Origin of the sequence: Asaia sp. As-1742 (assembly GCF_011753235.1) — a bacterium.
Lineage (GTDB): Bacteria > Pseudomonadota > Alphaproteobacteria > Acetobacterales > Acetobacteraceae > Asaia > Asaia bogorensis_B.
On the sequence record NZ_VWWA01000002.1, the window covers coordinates 184,882 to 210,493 of the forward strand.

23 protein-coding genes are annotated in these 25,612 nt (G+C 60.2%); 7 read left to right on the forward strand and 16 right to left on the reverse strand.

What is annotated here, in order from left to right:
- Positions 1 to 64 precede the first annotated feature (64 nt).
- Entirely contained in the window at positions 65 to 1,495 is a 1,431-nt protein-coding gene (locus tag F3J08_RS03555; protein ID WP_166928462.1) for a YdiU family protein, read from the reverse strand.
- A 222-nt stretch (positions 1,496 to 1,717) separates the two neighbouring features.
- Here F3J08_RS03555 and F3J08_RS03560 point away from each other — a divergent pair, with 222 nt between their 5' ends.
- Complete coding sequence (locus tag F3J08_RS03560) at positions 1,718 to 3,136, forward strand: lipopolysaccharide biosynthesis protein (protein ID WP_166928463.1); 1,419 nt, start codon at positions 1,718 to 1,720, stop codon at positions 3,134 to 3,136.
- Positions 3,137 to 3,177: 41 nt separating this feature from the next.
- Here F3J08_RS03560 and F3J08_RS03565 read toward each other — a convergent pair whose 3' ends face one another.
- The 7 genes from F3J08_RS03565 to F3J08_RS03595 form a co-directional block, all read right to left on the reverse strand.
- Positions 3,178 to 4,578, reverse strand: coding sequence for a hypothetical protein (locus F3J08_RS03565; protein ID WP_166928464.1), 1,401 nt, complete (start codon positions 4,576 to 4,578; stop codon positions 3,178 to 3,180).
- Positions 4,575 to 5,732 (reverse strand): hypothetical protein, encoded by a 1,158-nt coding sequence (locus F3J08_RS03570; protein ID WP_162922335.1) that lies wholly within the window; start codon positions 5,730 to 5,732, stop codon positions 4,575 to 4,577. Before F3J08_RS03570 ends, F3J08_RS03565 begins: the two co-directional genes overlap by 4 nt.
- Entirely contained in the window at positions 5,725 to 6,279 is a 555-nt protein-coding gene (locus tag F3J08_RS03575; RefSeq protein WP_166928465.1) for a hypothetical protein, read from the reverse strand. Before F3J08_RS03575 ends, F3J08_RS03570 begins: the two co-directional genes overlap by 8 nt.
- On the reverse strand, positions 6,276 to 7,184 hold the full coding sequence (locus tag F3J08_RS03580) for a hypothetical protein (protein ID WP_166928466.1): 909 nt from the start codon (positions 7,182 to 7,184) through the stop codon (positions 6,276 to 6,278). Before F3J08_RS03580 ends, F3J08_RS03575 begins: the two co-directional genes overlap by 4 nt.
- A complete protein-coding gene (locus F3J08_RS03585) occupies positions 7,181 to 8,809 on the reverse strand; it encodes a hypothetical protein (RefSeq protein WP_166928467.1) in 1,629 nt (542 codons plus the stop codon). The genes F3J08_RS03580 and F3J08_RS03585 overlap by 4 nt, the downstream gene beginning before the upstream one ends.
- 276 nt (positions 8,810 to 9,085) lie before the next feature.
- Positions 9,086 to 9,361, reverse strand: coding sequence for a hypothetical protein (locus tag F3J08_RS03590; RefSeq protein WP_122040349.1), 276 nt, complete (start codon positions 9,359 to 9,361; stop codon positions 9,086 to 9,088).
- A 122-nt stretch (positions 9,362 to 9,483) separates the two neighbouring features.
- Entirely contained in the window at positions 9,484 to 10,329 is an 846-nt protein-coding gene (locus tag F3J08_RS03595) for an aldo/keto reductase (protein WP_166928468.1), read from the reverse strand.
- 183 nt (positions 10,330 to 10,512) lie between these two features.
- On the opposite strand from F3J08_RS03595, the gene F3J08_RS03600 reads away from it, so the two are divergent.
- A complete protein-coding gene (locus tag F3J08_RS03600; protein ID WP_166928469.1) occupies positions 10,513 to 11,535 on the forward strand; it encodes a cupin domain-containing protein in 1,023 nt (340 codons plus the stop codon).
- Positions 11,536 to 11,865: 330 nt separating this feature from the next.
- Positions 11,866 to 13,281 carry an L-serine ammonia-lyase gene (locus tag F3J08_RS03605; RefSeq protein WP_166928470.1) on the forward strand — a complete coding sequence of 472 codons (1,416 nt, stop codon included), beginning with the start codon at positions 11,866 to 11,868 and terminating at the stop codon, positions 13,279 to 13,281.
- An 83-nt stretch (positions 13,282 to 13,364) separates the two neighbouring features.
- Here the strand turns inward: F3J08_RS03605 and F3J08_RS03610 are convergent, their stop codons facing one another.
- The 3 genes from F3J08_RS03610 to F3J08_RS03620 form a co-directional block, all read right to left on the reverse strand.
- Positions 13,365 to 14,144, reverse strand: a complete 780-nt coding sequence (locus F3J08_RS03610) for an acetoin reductase (protein WP_166928471.1) — start codon at positions 14,142 to 14,144, stop codon at positions 13,365 to 13,367.
- 153 nt (positions 14,145 to 14,297) lie between these two features.
- Positions 14,298 to 14,744, reverse strand: a complete 447-nt coding sequence (locus F3J08_RS03615; RefSeq protein ID WP_166928472.1) for a DNA polymerase III subunit chi — start codon at positions 14,742 to 14,744, stop codon at positions 14,298 to 14,300.
- Positions 14,741 to 16,240 carry a leucyl aminopeptidase gene (locus F3J08_RS03620; RefSeq protein ID WP_166928473.1) on the reverse strand — a complete coding sequence of 500 codons (1,500 nt, stop codon included), beginning with the start codon at positions 16,238 to 16,240 and terminating at the stop codon, positions 14,741 to 14,743. Before F3J08_RS03620 ends, F3J08_RS03615 begins: the two co-directional genes overlap by 4 nt.
- 198 nt (positions 16,241 to 16,438) lie before the next feature.
- Here F3J08_RS03620 and F3J08_RS03625 point away from each other — a divergent pair, with 198 nt between their 5' ends.
- Positions 16,439 to 17,224: a sulfite exporter TauE/SafE family protein gene (locus F3J08_RS03625; protein ID WP_023979414.1), complete on the forward strand. Its 786-nt coding sequence runs from the start codon at positions 16,439 to 16,441 to the stop codon at positions 17,222 to 17,224.
- A 10-nt stretch (positions 17,225 to 17,234) separates the two neighbouring features.
- Here the strand turns inward: F3J08_RS03625 and F3J08_RS03630 are convergent, their stop codons facing one another.
- From F3J08_RS03630 to F3J08_RS03650, 5 genes are read right to left on the reverse strand one after another with little or no spacing between them, the layout of a single operon-like run.
- Positions 17,235 to 17,669 carry a molybdenum cofactor biosynthesis protein MoaE gene (locus F3J08_RS03630; RefSeq protein WP_205206697.1) on the reverse strand — a complete coding sequence of 145 codons (435 nt, stop codon included), beginning with the start codon at positions 17,667 to 17,669 and terminating at the stop codon, positions 17,235 to 17,237.
- A gap of 2 nt (positions 17,670 to 17,671) precedes the next feature.
- Positions 17,672 to 17,941, reverse strand: a complete 270-nt coding sequence (locus F3J08_RS03635) for a MoaD/ThiS family protein (RefSeq protein WP_240149111.1) — start codon at positions 17,939 to 17,941, stop codon at positions 17,672 to 17,674.
- Positions 17,934 to 18,434, reverse strand: a complete 501-nt coding sequence (gene moaC, locus F3J08_RS03640) for a cyclic pyranopterin monophosphate synthase MoaC (RefSeq protein WP_166928475.1) — start codon at positions 18,432 to 18,434, stop codon at positions 17,934 to 17,936. Before moaC ends, F3J08_RS03635 begins: the two co-directional genes overlap by 8 nt.
- Before the next feature lies 1 nt (position 18,435).
- On the reverse strand, positions 18,436 to 19,509 hold the full coding sequence (gene moaA, locus F3J08_RS03645) for a GTP 3',8-cyclase MoaA (RefSeq protein ID WP_166928476.1): 1,074 nt from the start codon (positions 19,507 to 19,509) through the stop codon (positions 18,436 to 18,438).
- On the reverse strand, positions 19,499 to 20,725 hold the full coding sequence (locus tag F3J08_RS03650) for a molybdopterin molybdotransferase MoeA (RefSeq protein WP_166928477.1): 1,227 nt from the start codon (positions 20,723 to 20,725) through the stop codon (positions 19,499 to 19,501). Before F3J08_RS03650 ends, moaA begins: the two co-directional genes overlap by 11 nt.
- Positions 20,726 to 21,216: 491 nt before the next feature.
- Between F3J08_RS03650 and F3J08_RS03655 the strand changes: the two genes are divergently transcribed.
- The 3 genes from F3J08_RS03655 to F3J08_RS03665 all read left to right on the forward strand — a co-directional run bounded on the left by F3J08_RS03655 (position 21,217) and on the right by F3J08_RS03665 (position 25,531).
- A complete protein-coding gene (locus tag F3J08_RS03655) occupies positions 21,217 to 22,338 on the forward strand; it encodes an HlyD family secretion protein (protein WP_122050635.1) in 1,122 nt (373 codons plus the stop codon).
- Positions 22,335 to 23,915: a DHA2 family efflux MFS transporter permease subunit gene (locus F3J08_RS03660; protein ID WP_166928478.1), complete on the forward strand. Its 1,581-nt coding sequence runs from the start codon at positions 22,335 to 22,337 to the stop codon at positions 23,913 to 23,915. Before F3J08_RS03655 ends, F3J08_RS03660 begins: the two co-directional genes overlap by 4 nt.
- Before the next feature lie 62 nt (positions 23,916 to 23,977).
- Positions 23,978 to 25,531 (forward strand): efflux transporter outer membrane subunit, encoded by a 1,554-nt coding sequence (locus F3J08_RS03665; protein WP_240149141.1) that lies wholly within the window; start codon positions 23,978 to 23,980, stop codon positions 25,529 to 25,531.
- Positions 25,532 to 25,612 lie beyond the last annotated feature (81 nt).

Genomic DNA, 25,612 nt, shown 5'->3' on the forward strand with positions numbered 1-25,612 from the left:
GCAAATGGGGGCACCATCTTGTGATGCGTCTGAGTCAGTCATCCCCCCTTTGAAGAAGCGGGGCCTATGTACCGCAGAATGTCGCCTGCACGACTTCCTCGGGGCGCGGTGGGGTTTCATAGATGGCATCGTCAACGAAGGGGCGTTCCAGTCGGGAGAGAAGGGCATGGAACACCGATAAATCACCGCTCTCCGCAGCGTCGATCGCCTCGGCAATCCGATGATTGCGCGGAATGACTGCGGGGTTGATCTGGCGCATGGCATTCTCACGGACAATGGCGGATACGCCTTCCCGTGCGCAACGTGCGTCCCAATCCTGCAGCCATTGCGTCATGGCTGGTGAGTTCTGTGCATCGCATGACAACTCGCGGCGGGTCAGGCGTCGGAAACTCAGTGTCCAATCCAGTCTGTCCTGCTCCAGGATCGCCAGAAAACGCTCGATCAGAGCCTTGTCATCCGGTTCGCATGTTGTGAGCCCGAATTTCGAAAGCATTCTTTCGAGCCATGCATTTTCGTAAAGCGTGGCAAACGTGCCCAGTGTCTCCTGTGCCCATGTCAGGGAACGCGCTTCGTCCGCATCGAAAAAGGGAAGCAGGGTTTCGGCGAGGCGGGCCAGATTCCAGCCTGCGAGTTTCGGCTGGTTGGCGTAGGCGTAGCGACCGTTACGGTCGATGGAGCTGAATACCTTGTCCTGGCTGTAGACATCGAGAAAGGCACAGGGACCGTAATCGATCGTCTCTCCCGAAATGGCCATGTTGTCAGTGTTCATCACGCCATGCACAAACCCGAGGCTCATCCACTGGGCGATCAGCCTTGCCTGAGCCGCGACCACATTTTCGTAGAGGGCTCTTACAGGATTTTCGGCTGTGGCTGCGTGCGGATAATGGCGCGTGATTGCCAGATCACAAAGGAAGCGCAGCGCCTCATTGTCCTGCCGTGCAGCGAAATACTGGAATGTACCGACACGTAGATGGCTTGCAGCAACCCGAGTGAGAATGGCACCCGGCAGGGGACGATCACGCCAGACAGTCTCACCGGTCAGGACAGCCGCAAGGGCGCGGGTCGTTGGAACGCCGAGCGCGGTCATGGCCTCACTGACGAGATATTCGCGCAAGACCGGCCCGATGGCGGCCAACCCGTCGCCACGCCGGGAGAATGGTGTGGGGCCGGAGCCTTTGAGCTGAACATCGAAAACACGGCCTTGCCGGTCGGCTGCAACCCCGAGCAAATGGGCGCGTCCATCGCCCAGTTGCGGCACGAACTGGCCGAATTGATGGCCGGCATAAGCCTGTGCCACAGGGGCAATACCGTCAGGCCGCGTCTGCCCACCCAGAAAATCGACACCCTCGGGAGTTTCGAGCCATGCGGGGGAAAAGCCCAGTGATTCAGCCAGCGCAGCATTCAGGGCAACAAGTTTCAGCGCGGGAAATCGGGCGGGGTCAGCCTGCACGGCCATGGTGGGGGGGAAGGGTGCCGGGCTCAGGGGCAGGGACATGGGACCTCGCTGGTGGGGCCGATACGAAAGCGGCCCTGTTGAAGTGGCACCCGAAACGTCAGGGGTGAAAAGAACAAACTCACCTTTGACAGAGAGTCCTGTGCTTCATCAGATGGTTTCTCGCGCATTTCAGGCAAGGCAGTCAGGGCTCGAAGAGCGAAACCTGCAAGTTTTTTCGACCCCTCCCTTCCCATTTCATGGCCGGACGTTCAAAACCCCTGCATGTCGACCCACCCCTCTGCCGCCAGACGGATCTTCCACAATGTCAGTTTCCTGACATTGGGGCGCATTGCGACAGCCATATGCAGTTTTGCCTATATCGCCTTTGCCGTGCGGGCACTGGGGCTGGCGTCGTTCGGCCTGCTGATCCTGATCCATTCTCTGGGTATCATGGCCTCGACCTTCTCGCGCATGCAGTCATGGCAAACGCTCATCCGCTATGGAAATGACCCTTACGCCAGACGCGACCTGGTTCTTCTGCGTCAGATCATCGGGTTCTGTATCAGGCTCGATCTGATTTCCGCGGTGGTGGCGGTCTGTATCGGAGTAATCAGCGTCACGTTTTACGCGCATGTGGCGCACTGGTCGCATTGGGTGACCTTCCTGGCCTATGGCTACGCGCTGATCTGCCCATTTATGTATACCGGGTGGAGCAATGGCGTTCTGCGTCTGACAGAGCGTTTCCATCTCGTGCCGGTCAGCGATACCTGTACGGCCATTTTCCGTACGGCGGGTACGGCTGTCGGCTATGGGCTGCATCTTGATCTCGGCTTTTTCGTGCTGGTCTGGGCCGGGGCCGTGCTGATGGATTATGGCCTGTTCCTGTATTTTGCACTTTCCACCCTGCGTCGGAAAATCGGCCTGCGCCTGCGCTGGCGCGATGTGCTTGGGCAATGGCGCTGGCAATTGCCGGGCATGTGGGCCTTCACCCGCTCGACAAGCATCAATCAGACCCTCGGGGCAGTGTCTGGCCATATCAGCACACTGGTCGTGGGGTCGTTACTCGGCTCTGCCGAGGCCGCCGTATTCAGGATCTGCCGCCAGATTGCCGACGGGATCGTCACACCGGCGCAGATGCTCTCGCCTGTGCTTTATCCCGAACTGGTCAAGATGCGTGACCGGCAGGACTGGAGCGGTCTCAAGCGCCTGACATGGAAGATATTCGGTATCCTCTGCGCTGTTTCGATCGCACTCCTTCTGGTGGCGGCTTTCTTTGGTGGGCGAATTTTCTCGCTGATGCTGCATATCCATCTGCATGGCACCACCTATTACATCTCGATCATGCTCGTCTCCGCGGTGCTCACCCTCCTGGTCGTGCCGCTCGAACCCTTGCTGACTGTCATGGGACAGATCGGCTTTCTCATGGCCAATCGTACCTGGATTACACTGGCTTATTTTCCCGTGCTTTATGGTCTCACACGCCATTTTTCGCTGGCTGGCGCCTGCTATGCGACCGCGCTCAGCAGCTTTGTAATGTTCGTGACGCGTCTGTGGCGAGCCGTGGCCAGCTCCCTGCGTCCACCGGCCGATCCGCTCAAGCCAGCTTCACCAGCAATCAAGCATACCGAAGAGACCGTGCCCGAAAGCGCCACGGGTCATGCCGGGGGCGAGACGCAAAGCAGGGTTGTCGTCGAGGCTTGAGGCGTATGGCGGCTGGGCCAGAGTAATCCCCTGATCGGGGGTTATTGCTCGGCACCGGCAGGATCGAAGCCCAGCGACGCCAGAACGAGCCTGTCCCCCCAGACATCATGCATCAACGCGGGGAGAGAACCCAGCGTGGCAAGGGCAGGATCACGCAGCATGATCCCGTCAAGGCGTGACTCCTTGAGGCGCACCCAGCACCATATATCGCCATGAGGGCCCTCGACAGCGCCAATACCCTCCCCGGACCCGGATGTGTTCGCAGCCGGTGATGGCAAAGGCACGCCGAAATTTGCGGCAATGCGGTCGATGCGTCTGAGAGAGTCACGTATCTCATCGAGGCGCAGGCATTGTCTGGCCCAGCCATCGCCGCCGAGGCGCGAGCCTGCCCGGCCGGGAACGTGGCGCATGTCGTCTTCAAGCTGGCGCAGGTCGAATGAGCGTCCGGAAGCCCGGCCGACCAGCCCACCAAGGCACAGGGCCTGGGCACGGGCAGGGGGTATCGTGCCAAGTCCCTCCAGCGTCTCCGCCATCTGGAAATGCAACCCCTCGATCACGGGCAGGCGTGGCATCAGGGCGTCATGGATGGCATGAGCAAGGCCGCAGATGTCGACCCCTGCTGCAATCCCCTGCGGTGTGATCATATCGGTCAGGCGGCGGCTGGCCCCGTGATGGGCGCATAGCCCTGCACAGAGATCCTCAGCAAGACTGGCGTGAGTGGCAAGGAGGGCAAAGCCCGTTAACTGCGCCATCTGGGCAATATCACGGCAATGCACGACAATGCGTTCGATCTCCAGAAGGATCGTGCGGGCATCGCGTGTCGCATCATCGGGGATGATGCCGAGCGCGTTTTCGATCGCACGCGAGTAGGTAAGCGGGGCTGCGACGAAAGCCGATCCGTTGCTGCGACCAATCAACCTCAATGCTTCCTCGGGCATACAGCCCTTGAGGCGATGCATGAGGCCGATATGCGCGGCACCCGGCATGATCTTGCCACGCCCCCACATGAACGGCGCCATATCATCGTGAACGCTCTGCGCAAATACGGATGGGGAAGGCGTATGATCAGCCGAAACAGGCGCGGGAACGGACCGCGCGGATAGAGGCGCGATACTGGCCCAGCCACCCCGATCCAGAGCAGGTTCGGTATCGCTGGCGCCCAGTGGCAGACAACCCCACAGATCCTGCGCGATGCGCTCTGGCCAGGAGGCGCAGGGAAGAGCCGCCGACAGGGCGAAATAACGCCCCTCAATCAGGGGGGTGCTTACCACAAGCGGCGTTTCCTGATCGAGGAACAGGGCATAGGCGCGCAGATCGTCACACCAGTGAGCGATGAACCAGCCCGGCGCCGCAGCAATCATTTCGCGCCATTGCCCCTCATCAAGGGTGTAGTGGTGCGGGGAAAGACGTTCGCCGGCCCGGATACGGGCGATCATGCTCATGGGGCGCTCCAGGAGAGGGGCCCTATCGGGTTGCCATGGGGGCTGAGCCCCAGCACGAGCGGTGCGATGACCCCCAGACCGAGAAGAGTGAGGACAAGCGCCCGGTCGCGCCAGCCGAGCGGCATGCACCATGCGAGCGTCGCGCGGCTTGCTGTAAGCCCGAGGGCAACCAGCACGATGACAGTGGGTATAAGGCCGACTTCGGACAGCCCTGCCAGAATGAGGCCTCCAGCTGCGAAGCCCGGCCACGGGGGTAAACCGCTTGTCATCCAGCGTCGCATGGCGTCGGGAATCTGCGGTTCGGCTGCCAGCACCATGCCAGAACTGAGAAGGAGCAGTGAGGGGAGCGGGCCTATGGGCAGGGCAGCGGCAATGGTGGCGAGAGAGACAAGAAGCCGTGCCCCGTCCTGACGGGCCAAAACGCACAGCCACAGTCCAGCCAACCCGGCGAGCAGGAGCACTACGTGGGTAACTTCACGCGTTGGCAAGCGTAGCATAAGGCCCACGGCGCTGAGGCACAGAAGCATATCAGGCAGGGCGGTAGCGCGATCCTGCCGTTCAGGAGCACTGCCATGGTGCTGGTGCCTTGAGAGGCCTGGAGAGGGTAATATTGTACCGAGCCCTGCGAGCAGGCACAGACCAACGGCAAGAAACAGGTCGCCAAGACGCAATATGGCCAGGTCAGGGCTCATGGTTGTCAGGCTGGTCCCAAGCAGGGCCAGGATCAGGCCGGCCAGACGCATGCGCATAGAGTCCCAGGCTTGGCGTGCACGTGTGGTAGCCAGCGTTTCACGATAGGCAAGACTGAGCGTCGCGCAGGCGGTGAGACAAACAACGCCAAGCACGTTATGGGCGCAGAGGGCCAGAGTAATGATACAGCTCGATATGAAATCAAGGCACAGTGTCAGACGCGTTTGTCCCTTGCCCAGCGCGAGAAAAGGCGTGGCACCCGCAAGCAGACAACCCCAACGGCTCAGCAGATCCTGTCCCGGAAGGAGTGGGGTCAGAAAAAGCGTCAGGGCAAGCCCGACAAGGGCAAAATGCCTGGCTGAACGCGTCGCGTGTGCCTCGGGCAGGAGTGCCATCAGGCTGGCTGCCAGCAATGGCCATGCAGGCACGAGAAAGCGGGCAAGCTGATGGATGGTTTCAGCCATGTTCAGGGCCATTGACGCGATGCCAGGCGAGGCGTGGCATCAGCCAACTGCCCAACAATAAAAGTCCAACCCAGACCAGCGCTGTGCCCAGAACAAGCGGCCAGCTATGGACGTAACCGCCCAGCAGAAGAAGCCCGTTGAGGGTGCATAACAGGGCAACCAGTTGCAAAAGAGGCGCAGGCAGGGCCGCGCCGCATAGACCAGCCAGTACGATGCCGATGCAGATCAGTACCGGTATGCCAGGGGTTGCGACCAGGGCCGTGAGGAGTACGAGAAAAATTGCGGCGCAGACGGCAAGGCCCGCAGCTTGCTGAGATGTTCGTCGCTCATGTGGCTCTCCCGAGCGCCAGGCTACGTGACGACGCAACACGATAAGGCCGGCACCGTTGACTGCGGGGAGGAACACAAGAGCCGCGAGAGCCGGGGCACCGTGACCGATGCCAGAGACGCACGCTGCGGCACAGGTGCCATGAAAAGGCAGGATACGGGCATCGCGACCGATCGCTGCAAGAGCGATGAGCAGGGTCAGACCAAGAAGAACGATCATGAGGCCAGCCTCCCCGCAACCACCAGCAGAATGGCTGCACCAGTTAAAACCAGGGCCAACATCGCCGATGGTAATGGACGTATCACGCGCCACGCCGTGGCGAAGACGACCAGAAAACCCAGTTTGGCCGGAGCGGCAAGGCACCAGAGTAGCAAGAGATGGCCTGGAGTTGCTGCTGCTGTGGCGATCGAATCTGGCCAGATAAGGTCAGCCATCAGCAGATACCAGCATAGAGCAGACAGGTCATGCTGGTAACGTAGCAGACTGCGATGACGCCCCTCGGTGGCGGAAATCAGCCTTTCATGCCAGGAATCAGAGAGCAGGCGACGGTTGAGGATCAGTAATATTGCCCCGGCAATGAAGACAAGGCCACCAAGCAGGGCAGGCGAGGGCTGTAGAAGGCGTTGTTGCAATAATGCGACGAGTGTTGCCGATCCCGGCAGTCCCACGGTGATCAGGGTACCCGTCAGGGCAAGCAGAGGAACTAGAAAAAGCAGATCATGCCCAAGCGCGCCCAGAGAGCTTGTCAGGCGGAGCCGCAACAGGCGCGTCGGGGAATGGGTCAGAGCTTGAATGCAGACCGAGATGCTGGTGACAATCAGTAGCACGCCGCAGGCCAGGGGCTCCGAGAGAAAGTGGAGAGGGATCTGGGTTGATGCAAACGGAATACTGAGCCCGGCGAGTGTCGTGGCGCACAGTCCCATCCAGGACAGAGACGATATCGCCGTATTCTGCCGCCAACCAGCACGCAATTGCCGCCATCGCTTGCCGGGCCAGGGACCAGGGCGCCCTGCCATCGTGTTTTCAACAATACATTCCAGATCGGTAAGGAATGGCGCCAGAAGGGCCACCGTTACGATCTGGGCCAGTAAGATGCATAGCTGCAGGGCGACAGCAGTGATCATCCGGTCCACCCCAGCCACGATAAGGCAATGGCTATCAGCAGCAGCCAGAGCACGAGAGCGTGCCGAGCAAGGAACATGTCGGGCTGGAGAAGGATGAATCCTGTAGAGTCGGGTTTCTCAGGATCAGCGCCAGTCTGGCGCAACAGTGCCTGTCGGGTCAGGATAAATCGCCTACGCCCGGCAGCGAGCAGGCGCCTTGCTGCCCATGGAAGGCGGATCTGTGGAGCGACGCAGGGCCAGAATGGGACAGGCGTGAGTAGGGCCGGAATATGGCTGATGAACGCTGGTGCCACGAGCGCAGGCACAACGAAGACAAGAGCTGGATACCAGAAAGCGCCATCACCCCCTGCGACTGACCAGACCGGCCAGCTACGCCATATCTCCTGCGGCGCACCGGCAACGATCAATGCCGCGTCATGCACAAAGCCGAGCAGTAATCCGGGGCATACGGACAGACACAGGCCAAGGGTGAGGGACGGGATTTTATGCAGACCAAACGAGAGAGGCGTACTCGCCATGCTCCCTGCCTGGAGGCCTTTTCCGGCAAGAGATAAGCCGGTGCCCGGTAAAGACACCCCACCCAGGGCCTGCCAGGAGGCAAGCCACGCCTTTACCATGAGCACGCCGATCGCAAGGCTGAGAATCATGCCTCCAGCAGTCCATGCAGGAGAGAGGCCGGTCAGTCCGTTCACCACATGCAAACTCAGCCAGAAAGGGAGAAAACCGGCGAGCGGTGGAAGGGGGGCTTGCAGGAAACCTGCTCTCCCGCCCAACCCGTGCAGGGCAAGGGAGAGAATGAAGGCCTCGCTTCCTGCAAGGGCGCAGTCGGCAAGCCCGCCTGCGCGTGCGCTTTGTGTCAACCCCAGCAGAAGAAGCGGCCAGAGGGAAAGCGTACGTTGTAAAGGCAGAAAAAGGGACAGGCCTCCACCAATCACAACAAGGCTGACAGGCCAGAACGCGCCAGACTGTGCGATCACGGAAGGAACGATCAGGGAATAGGCCAGTACCGGCATGGCAGCAAAGGCAGGCAGGAGTGCCAGCGTTGCGAGGGGAACAAGAAAGTCAAAAGACGTTGCTCCCTGTAAACGGGCATTGGCTGCCACGCCAGAGCCCACTTCAGAGAGAATGTCCGGCGTCACGCCCTGTCCGGTCAAGGCATCACCATGCACATGCTGGGGAAAAAGCGCCGCAGCCGCGAGGCAGCATGCGGCAGGAGCCAGAAGGCCCAACTGCCATGACGCGCTCTGCCAGAGGCCGTCAGGCTTTTTCTCCGGCCATTTTTCTTGCTGTCTGTGCGCTGGGGCAGAGGAGCTGCGATTATCCGTGCCCTGTTCCTTCGCCAAACGGCGAAAAGGCAATCGACGGTGGTTTTCAATGAGGCTGGGTATGAAGCAGATCAGAGCCAGCGCCTGATTGTGACACAGAAGACCGAGGGCGCCGCATGCCTCGCCGGTCGGCCCGCACACCCGGTCGGAGGCAAGTTGACCCAGACTCCAGAGTACAACCCAGCAGGCGGTGAGCGGATCGAGCGTCAACGGCCCCAGTGTCGTATGATAGCCGCAAAGAGCAACCCAGCATGCCAGGAGGATCTGAAGCGCAAGCAAGCCCGTGCGCAGGGCTGTCAATCGAGGATCATGTACATTCTGTAGCGCCAGCCTCAGGATGACGCATGCAGACAGCATGATAAGGGCGATGGTTGCGAGCAGGGGGAATCCTGACAGGAAAGTGCGCTGAGGGCTCTCTTCTTAACTCAGTTTCACCCATCGCCCAATCGTCTGATCTGCCCGTTCCCAGGAGTGGGCCACTGAAGCCCGGGAGAGCGGGCAAACACATCTATAGGCTGGTGAGACAAAGGGCTGGTTTGTGACGGTCGAGATGAGTTTGTTCGATCATGCCGGGGGTCAGAGGCTTACTGTATCTCCGGCACGCTCATGGGAGAGATCAAGCAACTCGTTGTCTGAATTGCCCGCTGCTTCGGGATCGTAAAAGACAAATTCCAGTTCGGGCTCGATCTGTGTTGAGAGCAGGGGGCATCCGAACAGCTTGCTGAGGTGGTCGGTGAAGCTGCGTAGCTGGACGCTGGGAATGTGCGATACCCAGATACGACGATCCTTGTGAAACTGGTCGATGAGTCCGGGGTGCACGGCCATGAATTTGTCGAATTCTTCTTGTGTCATCTGGCTTTCCTTCCAAACTACCGAGACGAATAAATAATTTCACAAATATATCGTTCCGCGGCGCAATATATCAAATCAACTGTGCCAGCGTATAGTCTGGCACAACTGGTGCGTTGGGCAAATCAGATCATTTCGAGGGGTGTCTTATGCCGGGGTGGCGGGAAATGGTTGTCCAGACGAGCCAGATCCTCCGGGCGCAGGGTTATTGAGAGGGCAGCAATGTTCTCCTGCATGTGTCGGCGCGTACCAGCCTTGGGAATTGCAAGGATGCCAGGCTTTGCAAGGGTCCAGGCCAGAGCAATCTGCGCTGGTGTGGCCGGGCCGGCTGGGGTCTCGTGCTTTGCGGCAATTTCATCAAGGACGGAAGCATTCAGTAACTCCCCTCCTTGTCCGAGAGGGGAATAGGCGATCGTGACAATATCGCTGGTGCTGTCCTGATCGATCAGATTGAAGTCGGCTCCGCGTGCCTCCAGATTGTAAAGAATCTGGTTTGCGGCGCATCCCGGCGTCGTGCTCTCCAGTTCGATCATATCGTCGGTATCGAAATTCGAAACGCCCCACTGCCGAATGAGGCCGCGTTCGACGAGGTTTTCAAACGCATCAACGGTTTCCGATAGTGGAACCCCGCCGCGCCAGTGCAGAAGATACAGGTCAAGAAACCCTGTGCCCAGTCGTTTGAGTGACGCTTCGCAGCTTTTGAGGGTGCCTTCATAGGTTGCGTTGGAAGGCAGGACCTTGCTGATCAGGAAAACGTCCGACCGACGGTTGACGATGGCCTCTCCCACAAGGTGCTCAGAACGCCCACTGCCGTACATCTCGGCAGTATCAATGACAGTGAGGCCCTGATCCAGGCCTGTGCGCAGGCTGGCGATCTCTTCGGATCTGCTCGCAACGGAATCGCCAATATTCCAGCTACCCATACCGAGCGCGGGAACCACGCAACCATTCTTGAAGCGGACGGTTTTCATCAGAATTTTCCTTTTATCCTTCCAGATCAAGCGTCACAGGGTCAGTGCCGTTTGCCAGTCTCCATATCCGAGTTATCACGAATTGGTGATGTGGTGAGGTCTCTGTCCTCTTTGGCGTTAACGTGCCTGGAGAGGCAAACCGCCCCGCGTACAATCTTCGCGTTCTCGGAAAGGAGGCCAATCATGGCGTCTTTCGATCATACCATCCTGCACCGCATTCTTGGCGCTGTACCTGGAGGTGGTGCGGGTTTGTTTTCCGGGCGGCGTGTGGCGGGTAGCAGCACTCAGGTCAGGCAGGAAGAGGCGCGACGCTCAAGGGAGTGCCTGACCACACCGCAGGAGGAAGGCTGGCTGTGGTCGGAGCGTATCGCGCCTTTCGGCATCAGCGATGTGCGGGTCACCCATCATCTGCTGGGAGCATTAACGGGCGGCGCAGCAACCGCCTGTCCGGCTCGAGGCTGGGGTATGGTGATCGCCGGGTGCGCCACGCTCAACATGCGTCGCCATACGAATGCCGCTATACATAGCGAGACACTGGCTGAAGGTGATGTATGGAGCATCCCGGCATCGGCAGTCGCATGGTTTCATTGTCACGAAACGGAACAGGCCAGTGTTGTTGCGTTTATCGGTGGTCGCGAACCCGAGGATATCGCAGGCCACTGGCCTGAAGTCTGCCCCGACTCAGCGTTGCCTCCTCCCGGGTTTCATCATCGTCTGTTGCAACAGAAGGCGCAGCGCACCTTCTGGGGTCGTCTGCGGGTTGTCGAGGCAGATGCGTTCAGCGATCCTGATGCTCTTTCAGCGGCGTTGGTCGAGGTCGATTCAGGCCGCCGCACCGATTTGCATTGGCATCTCAACACGTCTGTCTGGCAGATATGCCTGGAGGGAAGTGGTCAGCTAACCCGGATGGTAAAGGGTGCGGGGCAACGGAGTTCAGCGCTCCGCCCGGGGATGATGGCCTATATTCCGCGTGGAGAAGGCTATCTCATTCACAATGATGGTGACGGGCCCCTCAGGTTGCTCGAAATCTTCCGGTCGGATCACTACCATGATCTGTCCCTGTCACAGTGGCTGGCGGCCAGCTCGACTGAGGATATTGCTGCACAGCTGCACGTGGATGTGGGTGTTGTGGCCAATCTGGTTAACCAGGACAGCAAATCCTTCGAGCAGGTCAGTCCGGTTCCTTCAGGGCATGGCCCACACTGAAGTCGCATGGCGCGAAGCTGGCGCGCCCTGCTGAGCAAGGATCATCCACGCTACGCGTCAACCCTGTTTTTCCCCGCGGTCTGACGGCAAAGATATCCGGTTGCTACAAGAGTGGCACTGCCACGTTCGGACTTTGTCAGGCTGGCTACGGTCGACTATAAACGGGGCGCGAAACCCAACATATGGTGGATGTCGCTCTGCATCACGCGTCAATCATCGAGAGAGACGGTCGAGGTTAAGCGTGGCACGGGTTTTCCACACGGCAGGTTCACCAGATGAATGGTTTCCTGGCCGACATCCACCCCGAATGAAGCAGTCCACGAGAGATCAATGATCAGCCTGTTCGACCTTTTCAAGATCGGTATCGGACCGTCGTCCTCTCATACCGTTGGTCCGATGCGCGCCGCGCAACGCTTCATGGTTTCGCTGATGGAGACCCGGCTCCAGACGGGAGACCCGTCTTCTTCAGATATTGTTTGCCTGACCGACATTGCGCGCCTGCGGGTTACGCTCTACGGCTCCCTTGCCTGGACAGCCCAGGGGCATGCGACTGACAAGGCGGTTATTCTGGGCCTGTGCGGTGAGCTGCCCCAGACGGTCGATCCCGATCAGGCGGACGGCATTGTCGAGCGCGTCATGCGTACAAAGCACGTTGGCTATGGTGACCGGGTGCTTCCCTTCGACCCGGCTCATGATCTGGTGCTCGATCGGGAGAGTGTGCCGCCTGTCCACCCCAACACCCTGCAATTCGAGGCGCTTTCGGCCGAAGGAGGTATACTTGAGTGTGCCCGTTTCTGTTCGGTCGGCGGTGGATTTATTGTTTCGGAAAGCGTAACGGAGAGTGCAGGCTACGCGCAGCCTGATGTGCCCTATCCCTTCACCAGTGGGGCCGGATTGCTGGAACAGACCCGTACCCACAATCTGAGCATTGCTGCGCTGGTTATGGCCAATGAATGTGCCCTGCGCCCCCGTTCGGAAGTGGAGCGCTATCTGGACGAGATCATCGCGGTCATGCTGGCCTGTATCGAGCGTGGCATCATGCAGAAAGGAATTTTGCCCGGACGACTCAAGGTGCGCCGTCGTGCCCATGCCCTGCACGAAAAGCTTTGTGCGCATGAACGCAGCAATATGCGCTCGGCCCATGCCATCATGGACTGGATCAGCCTGTTTGCCATCGCCGTGAATGAGGAAAATGCAGCCGGAGGGCGCGTCGTCACGGCGCCCACCAATGGGGCAGCAGGCATCATTCCCTCGGTCCTGCGCTATTACCGTGACTACTGCGCGCCGCTCGCATCGCCCGGGACGACCCAGGCCATGCGGGAATTTTTGCTCACTGCCTCGGCCATTGGCGGGCTATTCAAACTGAATGCCTCGATTTCCGGCGCCGAGGTTGGCTGTCAGGGTGAAGTGGGCGTTGCGTCATCCATGGCGGCAGCGGGATTGGCAGCCGCTCTGGGAGGAACCCCCGAGCAGATCGAGGATGCTGCCGAAATCGGAATGGAACATCATCTGGGCATGACATGCGATCCGGTCGCCGGTCTGGTTCAGATCCCCTGTATCGAGCGTAATGCCTTCGGTGCGGTCAAGGCGGTGAATGCAGCCTCACTCGCCCTGAATGGCGACGGGGCCCATCTTGTCTCGCTGGATCAGGTCATTCGCACGATGGCGGAAACAGGTCGTGACATGAACCAGCGTTATAAGGAAACATCGCTTGGCGGCCTTGCAGTGAACCTGCCGGAGTGTTGATCCGGCCTCGCCTGACCAAACGGGACGGGCCCAAGACCCGGAGCCGTCAGCCAGATGTGTGACCGGGCTGACGGCCGGGATGATCAGCGATAGACGATGCCGCCATCCGTCAGGATCGACTGACCTGTGATGTAGTCTGAATCGTCACTCGACAGAAAGGAGACGAGAGCCGCCACATCGTCCGGCGTCTGGGCACGGCCCAGCGCGATGCCTTCAACGAACTTCTCGTAGGTGCGGCCCTTTTCTGCGCCGGTCAGTTCGGAGAACCGCTCGTCGATTTCGACCCACATATCGGTGCCGACAATGCCGGGGCAGTAGGCATTTACCGTGATGCCAGCGCTGGCATATTCCTTGGCGGCGGCCTGTGTCAGGCCACGTACGGCAAATTTGGTGGCGGAATACACACCCAGCATCGCAAAACCGTCATGCCCGGCAATGGACGAGGCATTGATGATCTTGCCCTTGTGGCCTCGTGCCTTGAACTTGGCCGCTGCAGCCTGAATGCCCCACAGAACGCCCAGGATGTTGATGCGCAGGATACGCTCGACTTCCTCAGGCGCCACATCGGCAATCGGGTTCACCTGCGCGATACCCGCATTGTTGATCATGATGTCAAAACCGCCCAGTTCCGCTTCCGCGTGATCAATCGCGGCATAGACAGCATCGCGCTGGCTTACATCGGCCGCCGAGACACTGGCCTTGCGTCCCAGTGCCTGGACCTCACGACGAACCTGCGCAAGCCGCTCCGTATTGAGATCCACCAGAGCGATATCGGCGCCATCGCGCGCCAGCCTGAGCGCAATACCGCGACCAATGCCCTGAGCGGCGCCGGTAACGAGGGCGACTTTTCCATTGAGTGACATGGCTGTTCCCCTTCTTATGCGGGCGGGCAACAGCCGGAAAGGCATGTCACATGGCCCTTTATCAGGAGCATGAACGGCCAATTGGGGGAGAGGATCGAGAGGTTAACTCTCTTGTGACAAGCGAAACGTTTCGTGTCTGGTCGGGTCGCGGGCCTATCCCGCTTTCTGCCAGCCGCGCTCCTGCTGCTGCCAGTAGGCCAGATTATGACCGGCCTTTTTGACAAGGCTCCAGCGTGCCCGAGCCCTTGCAACAGCCTCCGGATCATTGCCGTCGAACAGGGTGAAGATACGCTCGAACGTTTCCAGCCCGTCCTCGACACCGCCATCAAGCAGGAAGAGGAAGCGCGCGCCGTTGGGAACATCGTCTCCCCTGGTCAGCCAGATGGGCTGACGCGGCCCGAACCCCATGCGCTGGCTGCCATGAGGCAGCCAGAGGGGTGATTTCGCCTTCCAGAGAGCCTCGTCCAGCGCCTTTACCTGTGCCGCGTCGCCACACCGGATCACGGCACGCCGCCCCGCTTCGAGCGTACGGCCCAATAGCGGCGGCAAGGCGTCTTCCAGCGTCGTGCGCGTCAGATGATAGAAGCCGATATCGCTCATGAGGCCTTGTTGTCTGCCTCTTCATGATGACGTACGAGCGCGTCCAGCAGACGCACGCCAAACCCGGTTGCGCCCTTGGGGCATTGCGGTGCCGCGTCGCTGCGCCATGCCACACCAGCGATATCGAGATGCGCCCAAGGTGTGTCACCCACGAAACGCGCCAGGAATTGCGCGGCCGTGATCGAACTGCCAGGGCGGCCCGTGATATTCTTCATATCGGCGATGTCCGAGCGCAATTGCCGATCATAGGCCTTACCCATCGGCATGCGCCAGACGGCCTCACCTGTGGTTTCTCCGGCCTCGAAAAGCGCGTTGGCCAACGCGTCGTCATTGCTGAACAGCCCGGCACGCACATGGCCGAGGCTGACGACAATGGCACCGGTCAGCGTGGCCAGATCGACCATCAGACGCGGCGCAAACCGTGCCTTGGCATAGGCCAGAACATCGGCGAGAACCAGACGCCCCTCGGCATCGGTATTGAGCACTTCGATGGTCTTGCCAGCATAGCTGCGCACAACATCGCCGGGGCGCTGGGCATTGCCCGAGAGCATGTTCTCGACCAGTCCCACCACGCCGATCACATGGACGCCTGCCTTGCGTCGTGCCACGGCCTCAAGCGCACCGACAACGGCGGCTGCGCCGCCCATATCGGTTTTCATCTCATCCATACCGGCAGCCGGCTTGATGGAAATTCCTCCTGAATCGAAGGTCACGCCCTTGCCGATGAAGGCAAGCGGTGCCTCGTCCGAACCCCGATAGCGCATGATGGCCACGCGGGCTTCCTGATCGCTGCCCTGCGCCACGCCCAGCAGGGCGCCAAAGCCGAGTTCGCGCAATGCTGCTGCGTTGAGAATTTCCACCTCGACCCCCAGATCGCGCAAAGTCTCGATGCGACGGGCAAATTCGGGCGGGTTCAGAACGTTGGGCGGCTCACTCACCAGATCACGGGCGCGGAACACACCTGCCGCCACAGCCTTCAGGCTCTCCCATGCTTCACGCACAGCGTCGATCTCGGCGACACCCAGATGCAGGCGCTGAAGCTGCGGTGCGTTTTCCGCTTCGTCGGTATGATACAGGTCGAAGCTGTAGCGGCCCAGAGCGGCGCCATAGGCAGCATGGGCGGCGAACGCGGCGCAGCGCCCCGCAAAGGCAAGATCGGCATGGGTGGTGTCACGCACGGCACGTGCGGCCTGCCCGCCAGCGGCTTCCATCGTCGGAATATCAAGCTCGTCCTCGGGACCGCAGCCGATCAGGACGATTCGGGCCAACGCCGCACAGGGGGCAAGCAGGACACAGCTCTGGTCGCGCTGCCCCTTGAAGCGCGAGATGGCAACAGCCCGGCGCAGCGCCCCGCCCGTTGCCGCATCGAGGTGCGAGAACGGACCATCAGCCACATCGAATTCCGGGCCAGTCAGCAGGACGAGGGTCTGCTCCGATTCCGGGGCGCCCTTGCCCTGCAGGATTGGAAAAGGGGCCTGGATCTGGATATCGAGCATGATCTTTCCGGTCTATAGCTGAGAAGGCCCTCACTATCGTCATCGCGACCGGATAAGGCAAGGCGCAGTGCCGCCTTCAGGCTTTTAACAACGATACAAAATCGTTTATTGAATTCAAACCACTATGAGCGTTGATTGTTGCCCGGAAATATGGCCTAGTCCCGTCTCTCCCATCGCTTCGTGCTTCAAGGCCCGTTCATGTCACTGCTTGCCGACCTCAATTATCTCTACGTGCTCTCCGGTCTCGGTGTGGGTTTTCTGGTCGGCATGACCGGTGTGGGCGGTGGCTCCCTCATGACACCGTTGCTGATTCTGCTGTTCAAGGTGCATCCTCAGGCTGCTGTGGGCACGGATCTGCTTTATGCGGCCATCACCAAATCAGTTGGCACATTGGTGCATGGTCATCGTGGTGCGGTAGAATGGCGTGTCGTGTTCCGCATGCTGGCCGGCAGTCTGCCTGCGACGTTGGTCTCACTGCTGTTTCTGCACTGGTATGGCAGCCCGTCTCACGACACGACGCGTCTGGTCTCGACAGCCCTCGGCGTGGCCCTGCTCATTACGGCGCCCAGCGTGTTTTTTCGCAAGGAACTGCAGGCCTGGTCCCATCGCCATGCGGGCGAGCTCTCCTCCGGCGCGGCGGCGGCGCTCACCGTGGTGCTTGGCGCTGTGCTTGGTGTGATGGTCACCCTGTCTTCTGTTGGCGCAGGGGCGATTGGCATGACTGTGCTGATCCTGCTTTACCCCTCGCTCAGCACTGCACGCCTCGTGGGGTCGGATATCGCCCATGCCGTACCGCTTACCCTGATTGCGGGCATGGGGCACTGGTATCTGGGGGCGGTCAAGATTCCGATGCTGGTCTCGCTGCTTTGCGGCTCGATCCCGGGCATCGTGCTCGGCAGCCTGTGCGTGGGGCAGGTCAATGAGCGCGTACAACGCTCCGTTCTGGCTGCCGTGCTCTTTATTGTCGGGTGGCGCCTCGTCTGAGGCCCGCCGATCACAGCTCGGGTGAGGGCTCGGTGTCGTGGCAGGCAATCCACTCGGAATGGCCATCGGCATAGCGCTCACGTTTCCAGATGGGCACACGGCGCTTGATCTCGTCGATCACATAGCGGCAGGCGACGAAGGCTGCATCACGATGGGCGGCTGAAACCCCGATCCATACCGCCATATCCCCGAGCCCGAGACTGCCGATACGATGAATGGCCGAGACGGCCACGATATCAAACCGGCTTTCTGCTTCCTGCAGGATGAGCGCCGCCTCCGCCTCTGCAAGGGGGCGATAGGCCTGATAATCGAGGCCAAGCACGGCCTGTCCCTCGCTATGGTTGCGCACCCATCCCTCGAAACTGCAGTAACCGCCCGCCTCGTTGCGCCGCAAGGCGCATGCGGCGCTGTCTGGCTCGATCGGGGTTTCGGTCAGAAGGAACATGGTCAACCTCCCGAAACTGGCGGGATGAACACGATATGGTCGCCATCGGCGGGCCTGCGCTCCCATGGCGTGAAGGCGGCGTTGACTGCCACGCGAAGCCGCATCCGGGCGAGGCTGAAGCCGTGCCGGGCAGAACATTCGTCATAAAGCGCGGCAAGCGTCGGCGCTTCTGTGGTGACGGTTTCAGTCGGGCAACCGGCCTCATCGCGTAGCTGGGCGAAATATTCCAGCGTCACGCAGGCCGGTCCGGTCATGGTGGCGGCTTCAGACATTGCCGGACCCGTGGCCGGGTTCGTGGCTGAAATCACGCTTGCCACCGCTCTTTCCCATCAGGCGAACCTCGTGAATGACCATGTCGTGGCTGAGCGCCTTGCACATGTCATAAAGCGTCAGGGCTGCGACCGTGGCACCCGTGAGCGCTTCCATCTCCACACCGGTCTTGCCTTCGCATTTCACCCGGCAATCGATCACGGCATCATGACCGTCGATCGTGATGTCCACCTTGCATCCTGTGAGCGAGAGCGGATGACAGAGCGGAATAAGCTGTGATGTCGCTTTCGTTCCCATGATACCGGCAAGCTGCGCCACGGTGAGTACCGCGCCCTTGCTGGTCATGTAACCGGCATCAGCCAGGGTGTTGGCGACTTCCGGGGGAAAGCGCAGACGTGCCTGGGCACGGGCCTCACGGCGGGTGACTGTCTTGTCACCGATCTCGACCATATGGGGCCGCTCGCCTTTTTCATCCACATGGGTCAGGGATGTCACATCAGCCTCCGATATAATACATTTCTATTTTCCGGTCGCCCGTCTGTCCGGTCCTGTGTCCGTCTTCCGGGGGCGCTGGCTGCACCGGTGCAGGATGACGCATTTCACTATAACGATCGCTGCGCTCATGCCAGATGTCGCGCAGGGCCGTACGCAAGGCCTCATCCGACTCATCTGCCAGCGCGGGCCGGAGATCCGTACCTTTTGTGGCGAAGAGGCAAGTGAAGATCTGCCCATCCGATGACAGCCGCGCACGCGAGCAATCGCCACAGAAGGGCGCCGTGACCGAGGAAATGAAACCAATCTCACCTGCGCCATCGGTAAAGCGATATCGGCGGGCGACCTCCCCCCTGTAGCGGGGGGCGATGGCCTCGACTGGCCAGCGGGTGGCAATACGCTCAAGGACCACCGCCGAGGGGACGACGGCACTCTGCGACCAGAGGTTGCGCGTACCAACATCCATATATTCAATGAAGCGCAGCGTGATGCCGGTATGGCGGAAGCGGGCAACGAGCGGCAGGATCTCGCTCTCGTTCACTTCGCGCTGCAAGACGGTATTGATCTTGATACCGCCGGGAAATCCCCGTTGTGCAGCCTTGTCGATGGCCGCCAGAACGGTTTCGACCACGGCGCGTCCGCCGCTCATGCGGCTGAATATTGTCGGGTCAAGACTGTCCAGACTGATGGTCAGGCGCGTCAGCCCGGCGTCATGCAGCGCGTCCAGATGGCGTTCGAGCAGAACCGCGTTGGTGGTGAGGGCCACATCATCAATGCCCTCGATGGCTACGAGCCTTCTGACAAGACGGGAGAGATCGGGCCGTAAAAGCGGTTCGCCACCTGTCAGACGCAGCTTGCTGACACCAAACCCGGAGGCCACGCGGGCCACGCGCTCGATCGCTTCGAAGCTCAGGCGGGCGTCAGGGGCGAGAAAGGCGAAATCATCATGAAAGACCGATTCCGGCATACAATAAGGGCAGCGGAAATTGCACCGGTCCATGACCGAGATGCGCAGATCATGCCAGGGGCGTCCGAGCCGATCGCGTGGTACGCTGGTCTGTGACGCCTCACCAGTCATGGAACAGCACAACCGAGCCGGTATCCAATGTCGCTTCGCCGGGGGGCAGGCTGATCAGCCCCTGCGTTGCACCCAGCCGGTTGAAATCTCCCGAGGTCGGCATGGGGCGCGGTATCGCAATGACCGTGCCGGTATCGTCCTGAACGAGCTGGGCGGGAACAAGTCGGGTCATGGTGGCCAGCGGTGCCAGAGAGGCCCCCAGCCGGACAGGGCGAGGGGTTACCGAAAGTCCCTGGGCACGCAGCAGGGCAGGCACGACATGGCGACTGCAACAGGCGAGGGCCGAGACAGGATTGCCCGGTAAAGCAAAGACAGACTTGCCCCTGGGTGAGACGCCGAACCAGAATGGTTTGCCGGGGCGCTGTGCCACCTTGTGGAATATGGTGCGCACGCCCAGCGCTGAGAGGGCCTGCGGGACGAAATCGAACTGCCCCATCGATACGCCCCCGCTGATGACCAGAACATCCTGTTCCGCCAGAAGCGCGCCAAGCTGATCGGTCAGCGTTGCCATATCATCGGGTAACACCGCAAAGCTCTGACGGGTGAAGCCCTTGCGGGCAAGCGAGGCGGCTATGGCATATTCATTCGAGCGGCGGATCTGCCAGTCTGCAACAGGCGCATCGGGGGCTACAAGCTCGTCGCCTGTCGAGATGATGGCGACCGAGGGAATCTGCGCGACGAGGGGATGGCTGACTCCATTGGCGGCCAGCACGGCCAGATCGGGCGGGGAAAGGCTGATGCCTGCGCGCAGCAGGATGTCGCCCGCGGCGCAATCCGCACCCTGACGATGGATATGCTGTCCGGTTTGCGGGTGAGATGAATCGTGGAGGGCGATCAGGTCGCCCACCACGCTGTAATGCTCACGCGGGATGATCGTGTCCGCGCCGGTCGGCAGAACAGATCCTGTCATGACGGCAATGCAGGGCGCGACAGACGATCCTGCGTCTGCTGAGACAGGCTGAGGGGGCAGGGTGAGGGGAGGATGTCCGGCAGGTTGCGTGGCTGCCAGCCGGAAAATCCGGTCCTGCGCCTGCCAGCGCACCGCGATGCCATCAAGAATGACGCGATCATAAGGCGGGAGCGCACGTTCGGCCTGAACGTCCTGACGTAGCACGCGCCCGGTGCATTGGGCGAGAGGCACAGCCTCGACAGGAAACGGCACAAGCGTTTCGTCAATCAGACGCTCGGCGGTCTCGATATCCAGCAGATCACCCATGAACGCCCTTCCAGAAACCCAAATAACGACAATACATGAAAGATACGCAGTTCGGCACCCGCGCTTCCGATCGGATGTAACGATGGCGAGTGCGAATCTCTCTAAATCCGGTTGTGGCTTTTCCGTAACAGAAACACCGGAGATATCTGTCGAGGCAAATTGCTTCGCAACCCCGAAACGTTCCTGAAGGTTGTTGGCTTTGGTGTGGCCCAGACACAGGCCGCGTGAGATGATCAAGCGCGCGCAGGCATTGGCGCGCAAAGGTTTTTCGCCCTCTGGGCCCCGGGTTAGGGTGGGGTTAGGAAAAAGCCAATTAAACCCGTGCAACCACAGACATTGTCTGAAACAGATGATTGAAGGCCCCGGAGACCTATGCTAGTCCATGACCGAACCGAACGGTCATTTTCAGCTCAGGCGATGAGAATTCGGGATTACAGAGCCAAAAACTGAGTTGCTGCGCGCAAGGGCGGGGCAACGCCGAGAGGATGCACATGGCGCAGGGCGACGAGCAGGATAATCGCGCATCGCAGGGTGATGACGATAAGAACGGCAAGCAGGACAAGAAAAACGGGGGCAAGAAACGCAGCCCCCTTTTGCGTATCATTCTGATTGCTGTTGTCGTTGTCGTGGTGATCGTCTGGATCGCCTACTGGCTGCTGACACGCAACCAGATCGAAACGGATGATGCCTATACGACAGGACGCAAGGTTTCGATTGCGCCCCATGTGAACGGCTATGTCACCCAGCTTCTGGTGAATGACAACCAGTTCGTCCATGCCGGGCAGCTTCTGGTCAAGATCGATGACCGCGACTACATCGCCTCGTTGCACAAGGCCGAAGCCAGCATTGCGCAGGCTCAGGCCAATTTTGCCGCTGCCACGCAGATGGTGATGGTCGCCAAGCAGAACTTCCCCGGTCGCCTGATTGCGGCCAAGGGGGCTCTTGCTTCGGCGCAGGCCCAGCTTTTCAAGGCCGAAACGGATTATCGTCGCCAGCATAGCGTATCCCGCGCTGCGACCACACAGCAGGATATCGATTACTCGAAGGCCGCACTCGACCAGGCTCACGCCGAAGTCATGCGCGCTGAAGGTGAATTGCAGCAGGCTACCCCGGTCAAGCCGAACATCGAGAACCAGGAAGCCACGATGAAGCAGCAGAATGCTGCCCTCAAGGCGGCCGAGGCTGATCTTGTTCAGGCACAGCTGAATTACGGCTGGACCGAAGTGCGCGCGCCGCATGATGGCTGGATTTCACAGCGTAATGTCGAGCAGGGCGATTTCGTCCAGACCGGCCAGAAGCTGTTTTCTGTGGTCGAGCCTGAAGTCTGGGTTGTTGCGAACTACAAGGAAACGCAGATCCAGAAGATGCGTCCCGGCCAGAAGGTCGAGATCGAGGTCGATGCCTATCCCAACCTGACCCTGCATGGCCATGTGGATTCCATCCAGCTTGGTGCAGGTGCCGCGTTCAGCGCCTTTCCGCCCGAAAATGCGACGGGCAACTTCGTGAAGATCGTCCAGCGCGTCCCGGTCAAGATCCTGATCGATAGCGGGCTTGACCCCAATGTGCCGCTGCCGCTTGGTGTCTCTGTCGTGCCGACGGTGACCGTCCAATGAGCGACGCGTCCAGCGAAAACAACCATGCCGACTGGAAGCCCAAAGCCAACCCCTGGTTGATTGCAGTGGTTGTGACGCTGGGCGCCTTCATGGAGGTGCTCGACACCACCATCATCAATGTAGCGCTTCCGCATATTTCGGGCGCGCTCGGCAGTTCCTATGACGATGCCACCTGGGCGCTCACCTCCTATCTGGTGGCAAACGGTATCGTGCTGACAATCTCGGCATGGTTCGGCAAGCTTCTGGGGCGCAAGCGCTACTTCCTGATCTGCATCGCCATGTTCACGGTGTCGTCGTTCCTTTGTGGACTATCAACAAGCCTGCCCATGCTGATCGTTTTCCGCCTGATGCAGGGTTTCTTCGGGGGTGGGCTTCAACCAAACCAGCAATCCATCATTCTGGACACGTTCCCGCCTGAAAAGCGCGGTGCGGCTTTCGGTCTGACCGCCATTGCCACCATCGTGGCCCCCATCCTTGGCCCGCTGCTTGGTGGTTATCTGGTCGATAACTATTCCTGGCGCTGGATTTTCTACGTCAACGTGCCTTTCGGTATCCTGACCCTCATCGGCGTTTCGGCGCTCGTGGAGGACCCGCCATGGGAAAAGCAGAAGCGCGAAAAGGTCGATGTCATCGGCATCTGCCTGATCTCGCTCGGTCTCGGCTGCCTCGAAGTCATGGCCGATCGCGGTGAGGACGATGACTGGTTCGGCTCGAACTTCATCATCATCATGGCGGCGCTTGGCGTGGCCGGGGTGGTGGGTGCTGTGATCTGGCTGCTGCGCGCCAAGAACCCGCTGCTCAATCTTGCCATCTTCAAGGATCGCAATTTCGCTGTTGGGACATTCCTGATGGCGATGGTGGGTGGTCTGCTTTACGCCTCAGCCATTATCGTGCCCCAGTTTGCCCAGCAGGTCCTTGGCTATACGGCCACGATCTCGGGTGAGGTGCTTGCACCGGGCGGAGCTGTAATCATCTGTCTCATCCCGATTGTGGGCAAGCTGATGGGCTTCGTTCAGGTGCGTAACCTGATTGCGTTCGGCTTTTTCTTGATGGGGCTGGCCATGTTCTATTCGGCGCAGCTCGTGCCGACCACGAGTTATGCCCATCTGGTGGAATATCGTATTTTCCAGACGTCGGCTCTGGCCTTCCTGTTCGTGCCCATCTCGACCATCGCCTATTCGACCCTGCCCAAGGAGTTGAACTCCGATGCTTCGGCCATGTTCAGCATGTCGCGTAACTATGTGGGCTCTCTGGCAATCTCGCTCGCCACGGCAGCGATTACAGAAACCAAGCAGGTGCGTCAGAGCCTGATGGCGCATTGGTCGTCCGACTATAATGCCAACGGACAGGATTACCTTAACACAGTGCAGAAGGTGGCGACCGATGCCGGTCTGACACAGTCGGCCGCGCATCAATATGCCGTACACAGCTATTATCAGAGTTTCCTGCAGCAGGTGTCGATGGTGGCCTACAACCAGACCTTCATGGTGATTGGCATCATGGCGTTCTTTGTCGTGCCCTTCTGCTTCCTGTTGTCCCCGGTGGCCAAGAAAGGCCCGGCCGGAGGTGCCCATTGATGACCCGTTTCATGATTTCCCGGAGCCATGACTTGAAGACTGGCCGTTCCCCGCGTGCGCTTATGCTGTGCGGTGCTTCCCTTGCCGTGGTCCTTTCGCTGCCGGGCTGCGTTGGGCCAAAATACCAGAAGCCTGATCTGTGGTCGCCCACCCAGTATGACATGCATGCCCATGCCGGCCAGAAGGGAAGCCTGACCACGCCGGACGCGCCCGATGTCAACTGGTGGAAGATCTTCAACGATCCGACCCTGACCTCGCTCGAAACGCGACTGGCGACCCAGAACCTCGATATTCAGCGTGCCACGGCGCAGCTGGCGCAGAGCCGTGCCCAGCTGCTGATGGCTGGTGCGGAGCGCTTTCCCGGGCTTTCTGCCAGCGGGTCCTACACGCGCTCGCAGTACAGCACCAAATCGCTGCAGCGCATCCTTTCCGGTGTCGCCAAGGATAATGCGACGGCGCTGGGTCAACAGAATGCCACGCTCCTCGACCAGAGTGTGGGCTCTGCCACGATCCCCGTTCTGAACCAGTGGAAATATTCCATCGACGCCTCTTACGAGCTCGATATCTGGGGGCGCGTGGCGCGTCAGTACGAGGCCGCCAAGGCTGATCTGCAGGCAACCGATGAGGAGCGCCGCGGCGTCCTTATTGCCCAGCAGGCCGATATGGCGAATGACTACCTGACCCTGCGTGGGTTGCAGGAACAGCTTCGTATCACCCAGGCCAATCGTGACACACAGGCCCAGACGCTCGCCCTTGCCAGGGAGCGTCAGAAAACCGGGCTCGTCACCGAACTGGACGTGACCAGCGCGGAAAGCCAGCTTGACTCCACCACGGCCCAGATCGCACAGCTCGATCAGCGTATTGCGCAGCAGATCAACGCCATCAGCCTGCTTCTGGGATCGCCGCCCGGTACTTTGAACGATGAACTGACCCGTACGGCGGGCATACCGGTTGTGCCGCCGCGCGTGCCGGTCGGTGTGCCGGCTGAGCTGGCCCAGCGTCGTCCCGATATCCGTCAGGCCGAGGCCCAGCTTCATGCGGCTGTGGCCAATGTGGCCGAGGCGGAAGCCGAGTTCTATCCGAAGATCACCATCAGCGCCGATTTCGGTCTGCAATCGCTTTCGTTCCGCGATCTCGGTTTCTGGAATGCGCGTGCCTGGAATCTCGGTCCGTCCATTTCACTGCCGATCTTTCAGGGTGGGCGTCTGCGTGGGCAGTTGATGCTCAACCGTTATGCCCAGAAGGCAGCGGCCATTACCTATCGGCAGACGGTGCTGGGCGCCTGGCGGGATGTGGATAACGCGCTTGTGGCCTATCGCGACGAGCAACGCCGGCGCGACGGGTTGCAGGCAGCGGTCGGGGCGGGCCAACGTGCGCTCAAGCTGTCGCAGGAGCAATATCGCAGCGGGCTGACAACCTACCTCAACGTGCTTTCGGCGCAGCGCGACCTGCTCTCGGCGCAGTTGCAACTGGCTGACAGCACAACCACCATCGCAAGCAATCTGGCGCGTCTTTACAATGCGTTGGGCGGCGGCTGGGAGGTGCAGTTCCCGCAAGACAAGCCCGAAGACGCCACGATCCGGCAATTGGGTGAAGACAGTCCCCGTCATGGCTGATCACGTTATTGTTTGAACTTAAGAAAATAATTAGGTGATCTATTAGGGCTCTGTAAGCTTTTTCATCCTGCTCATTGAGAA

Coding starts and splice junctions, on each gene's coding strand:
- F3J08_RS03565 (WP_166928464.1), bottom strand. CDS start 4,578: ATGAGCATGATCGCCCGTATCCGGGCCGGCGAACGTCTTTCCCCGCAC.
- F3J08_RS03665 (WP_240149141.1), top strand. CDS start 23,978: ATGCTGTGCGGTGCTTCCCTTGCCGTGGTCCTTTCGCTGCCGGGCTGC.
- F3J08_RS03635 (WP_240149111.1), bottom strand. CDS start 17,941: ATGTCTGAAGCCGCCACCATGACCGGACCGGCCTGCGTGACGCTGGAA.
- F3J08_RS03580 (WP_166928466.1), bottom strand. CDS start 7,184: ATGATCACTGCTGTCGCCCTGCAGCTATGCATCTTACTGGCCCAGATC.
- F3J08_RS03605 (WP_166928470.1), top strand. CDS start 11,866: ATGATCAGCCTGTTCGACCTTTTCAAGATCGGTATCGGACCGTCGTCC.
- F3J08_RS03595 (WP_166928468.1), bottom strand. CDS start 10,329: ATGAAAACCGTCCGCTTCAAGAATGGTTGCGTGGTTCCCGCGCTCGGT.
- F3J08_RS03660 (WP_166928478.1), top strand. CDS start 22,335: ATGAGCGACGCGTCCAGCGAAAACAACCATGCCGACTGGAAGCCCAAA.
- F3J08_RS03650 (WP_166928477.1), bottom strand. CDS start 20,725: ATGGGTGATCTGCTGGATATCGAGACCGCCGAGCGTCTGATTGACGAA.
- F3J08_RS03610 (WP_166928471.1), bottom strand. CDS start 14,144: ATGTCACTCAATGGAAAAGTCGCCCTCGTTACCGGCGCCGCTCAGGGC.
- F3J08_RS03590 (WP_122040349.1), bottom strand. CDS start 9,361: ATGACACAAGAAGAATTCGACAAATTCATGGCCGTGCACCCCGGACTC.
- F3J08_RS03630 (WP_205206697.1), bottom strand. CDS start 17,669: ATGTTCCTTCTGACCGAAACCCCGATCGAGCCAGACAGCGCCGCATGC.
- moaA (WP_166928476.1), bottom strand. CDS start 19,509: ATGACTGGTGAGGCGTCACAGACCAGCGTACCACGCGATCGGCTCGGA.
- F3J08_RS03620 (WP_166928473.1), bottom strand. CDS start 16,240: ATGCTCGATATCCAGATCCAGGCCCCTTTTCCAATCCTGCAGGGCAAG.
- F3J08_RS03570 (WP_162922335.1), bottom strand. CDS start 5,732: ATGGCTGAAACCATCCATCAGCTTGCCCGCTTTCTCGTGCCTGCATGG.
- F3J08_RS03655 (WP_122050635.1), top strand. CDS start 21,217: ATGGCGCAGGGCGACGAGCAGGATAATCGCGCATCGCAGGGTGATGAC.
- F3J08_RS03560 (WP_166928463.1), top strand. CDS start 1,718: ATGTCGACCCACCCCTCTGCCGCCAGACGGATCTTCCACAATGTCAGT.
- F3J08_RS03625 (WP_023979414.1), top strand. CDS start 16,439: ATGTCACTGCTTGCCGACCTCAATTATCTCTACGTGCTCTCCGGTCTC.
- F3J08_RS03575 (WP_166928465.1), bottom strand. CDS start 6,279: ATGATCGTTCTTCTTGGTCTGACCCTGCTCATCGCTCTTGCAGCGATC.
- F3J08_RS03615 (WP_166928472.1), bottom strand. CDS start 14,744: ATGAGCGATATCGGCTTCTATCATCTGACGCGCACGACGCTGGAAGAC.
- F3J08_RS03600 (WP_166928469.1), top strand. CDS start 10,513: ATGGCGTCTTTCGATCATACCATCCTGCACCGCATTCTTGGCGCTGTA.
- F3J08_RS03555 (WP_166928462.1), bottom strand. CDS start 1,495: ATGTCCCTGCCCCTGAGCCCGGCACCCTTCCCCCCCACCATGGCCGTG.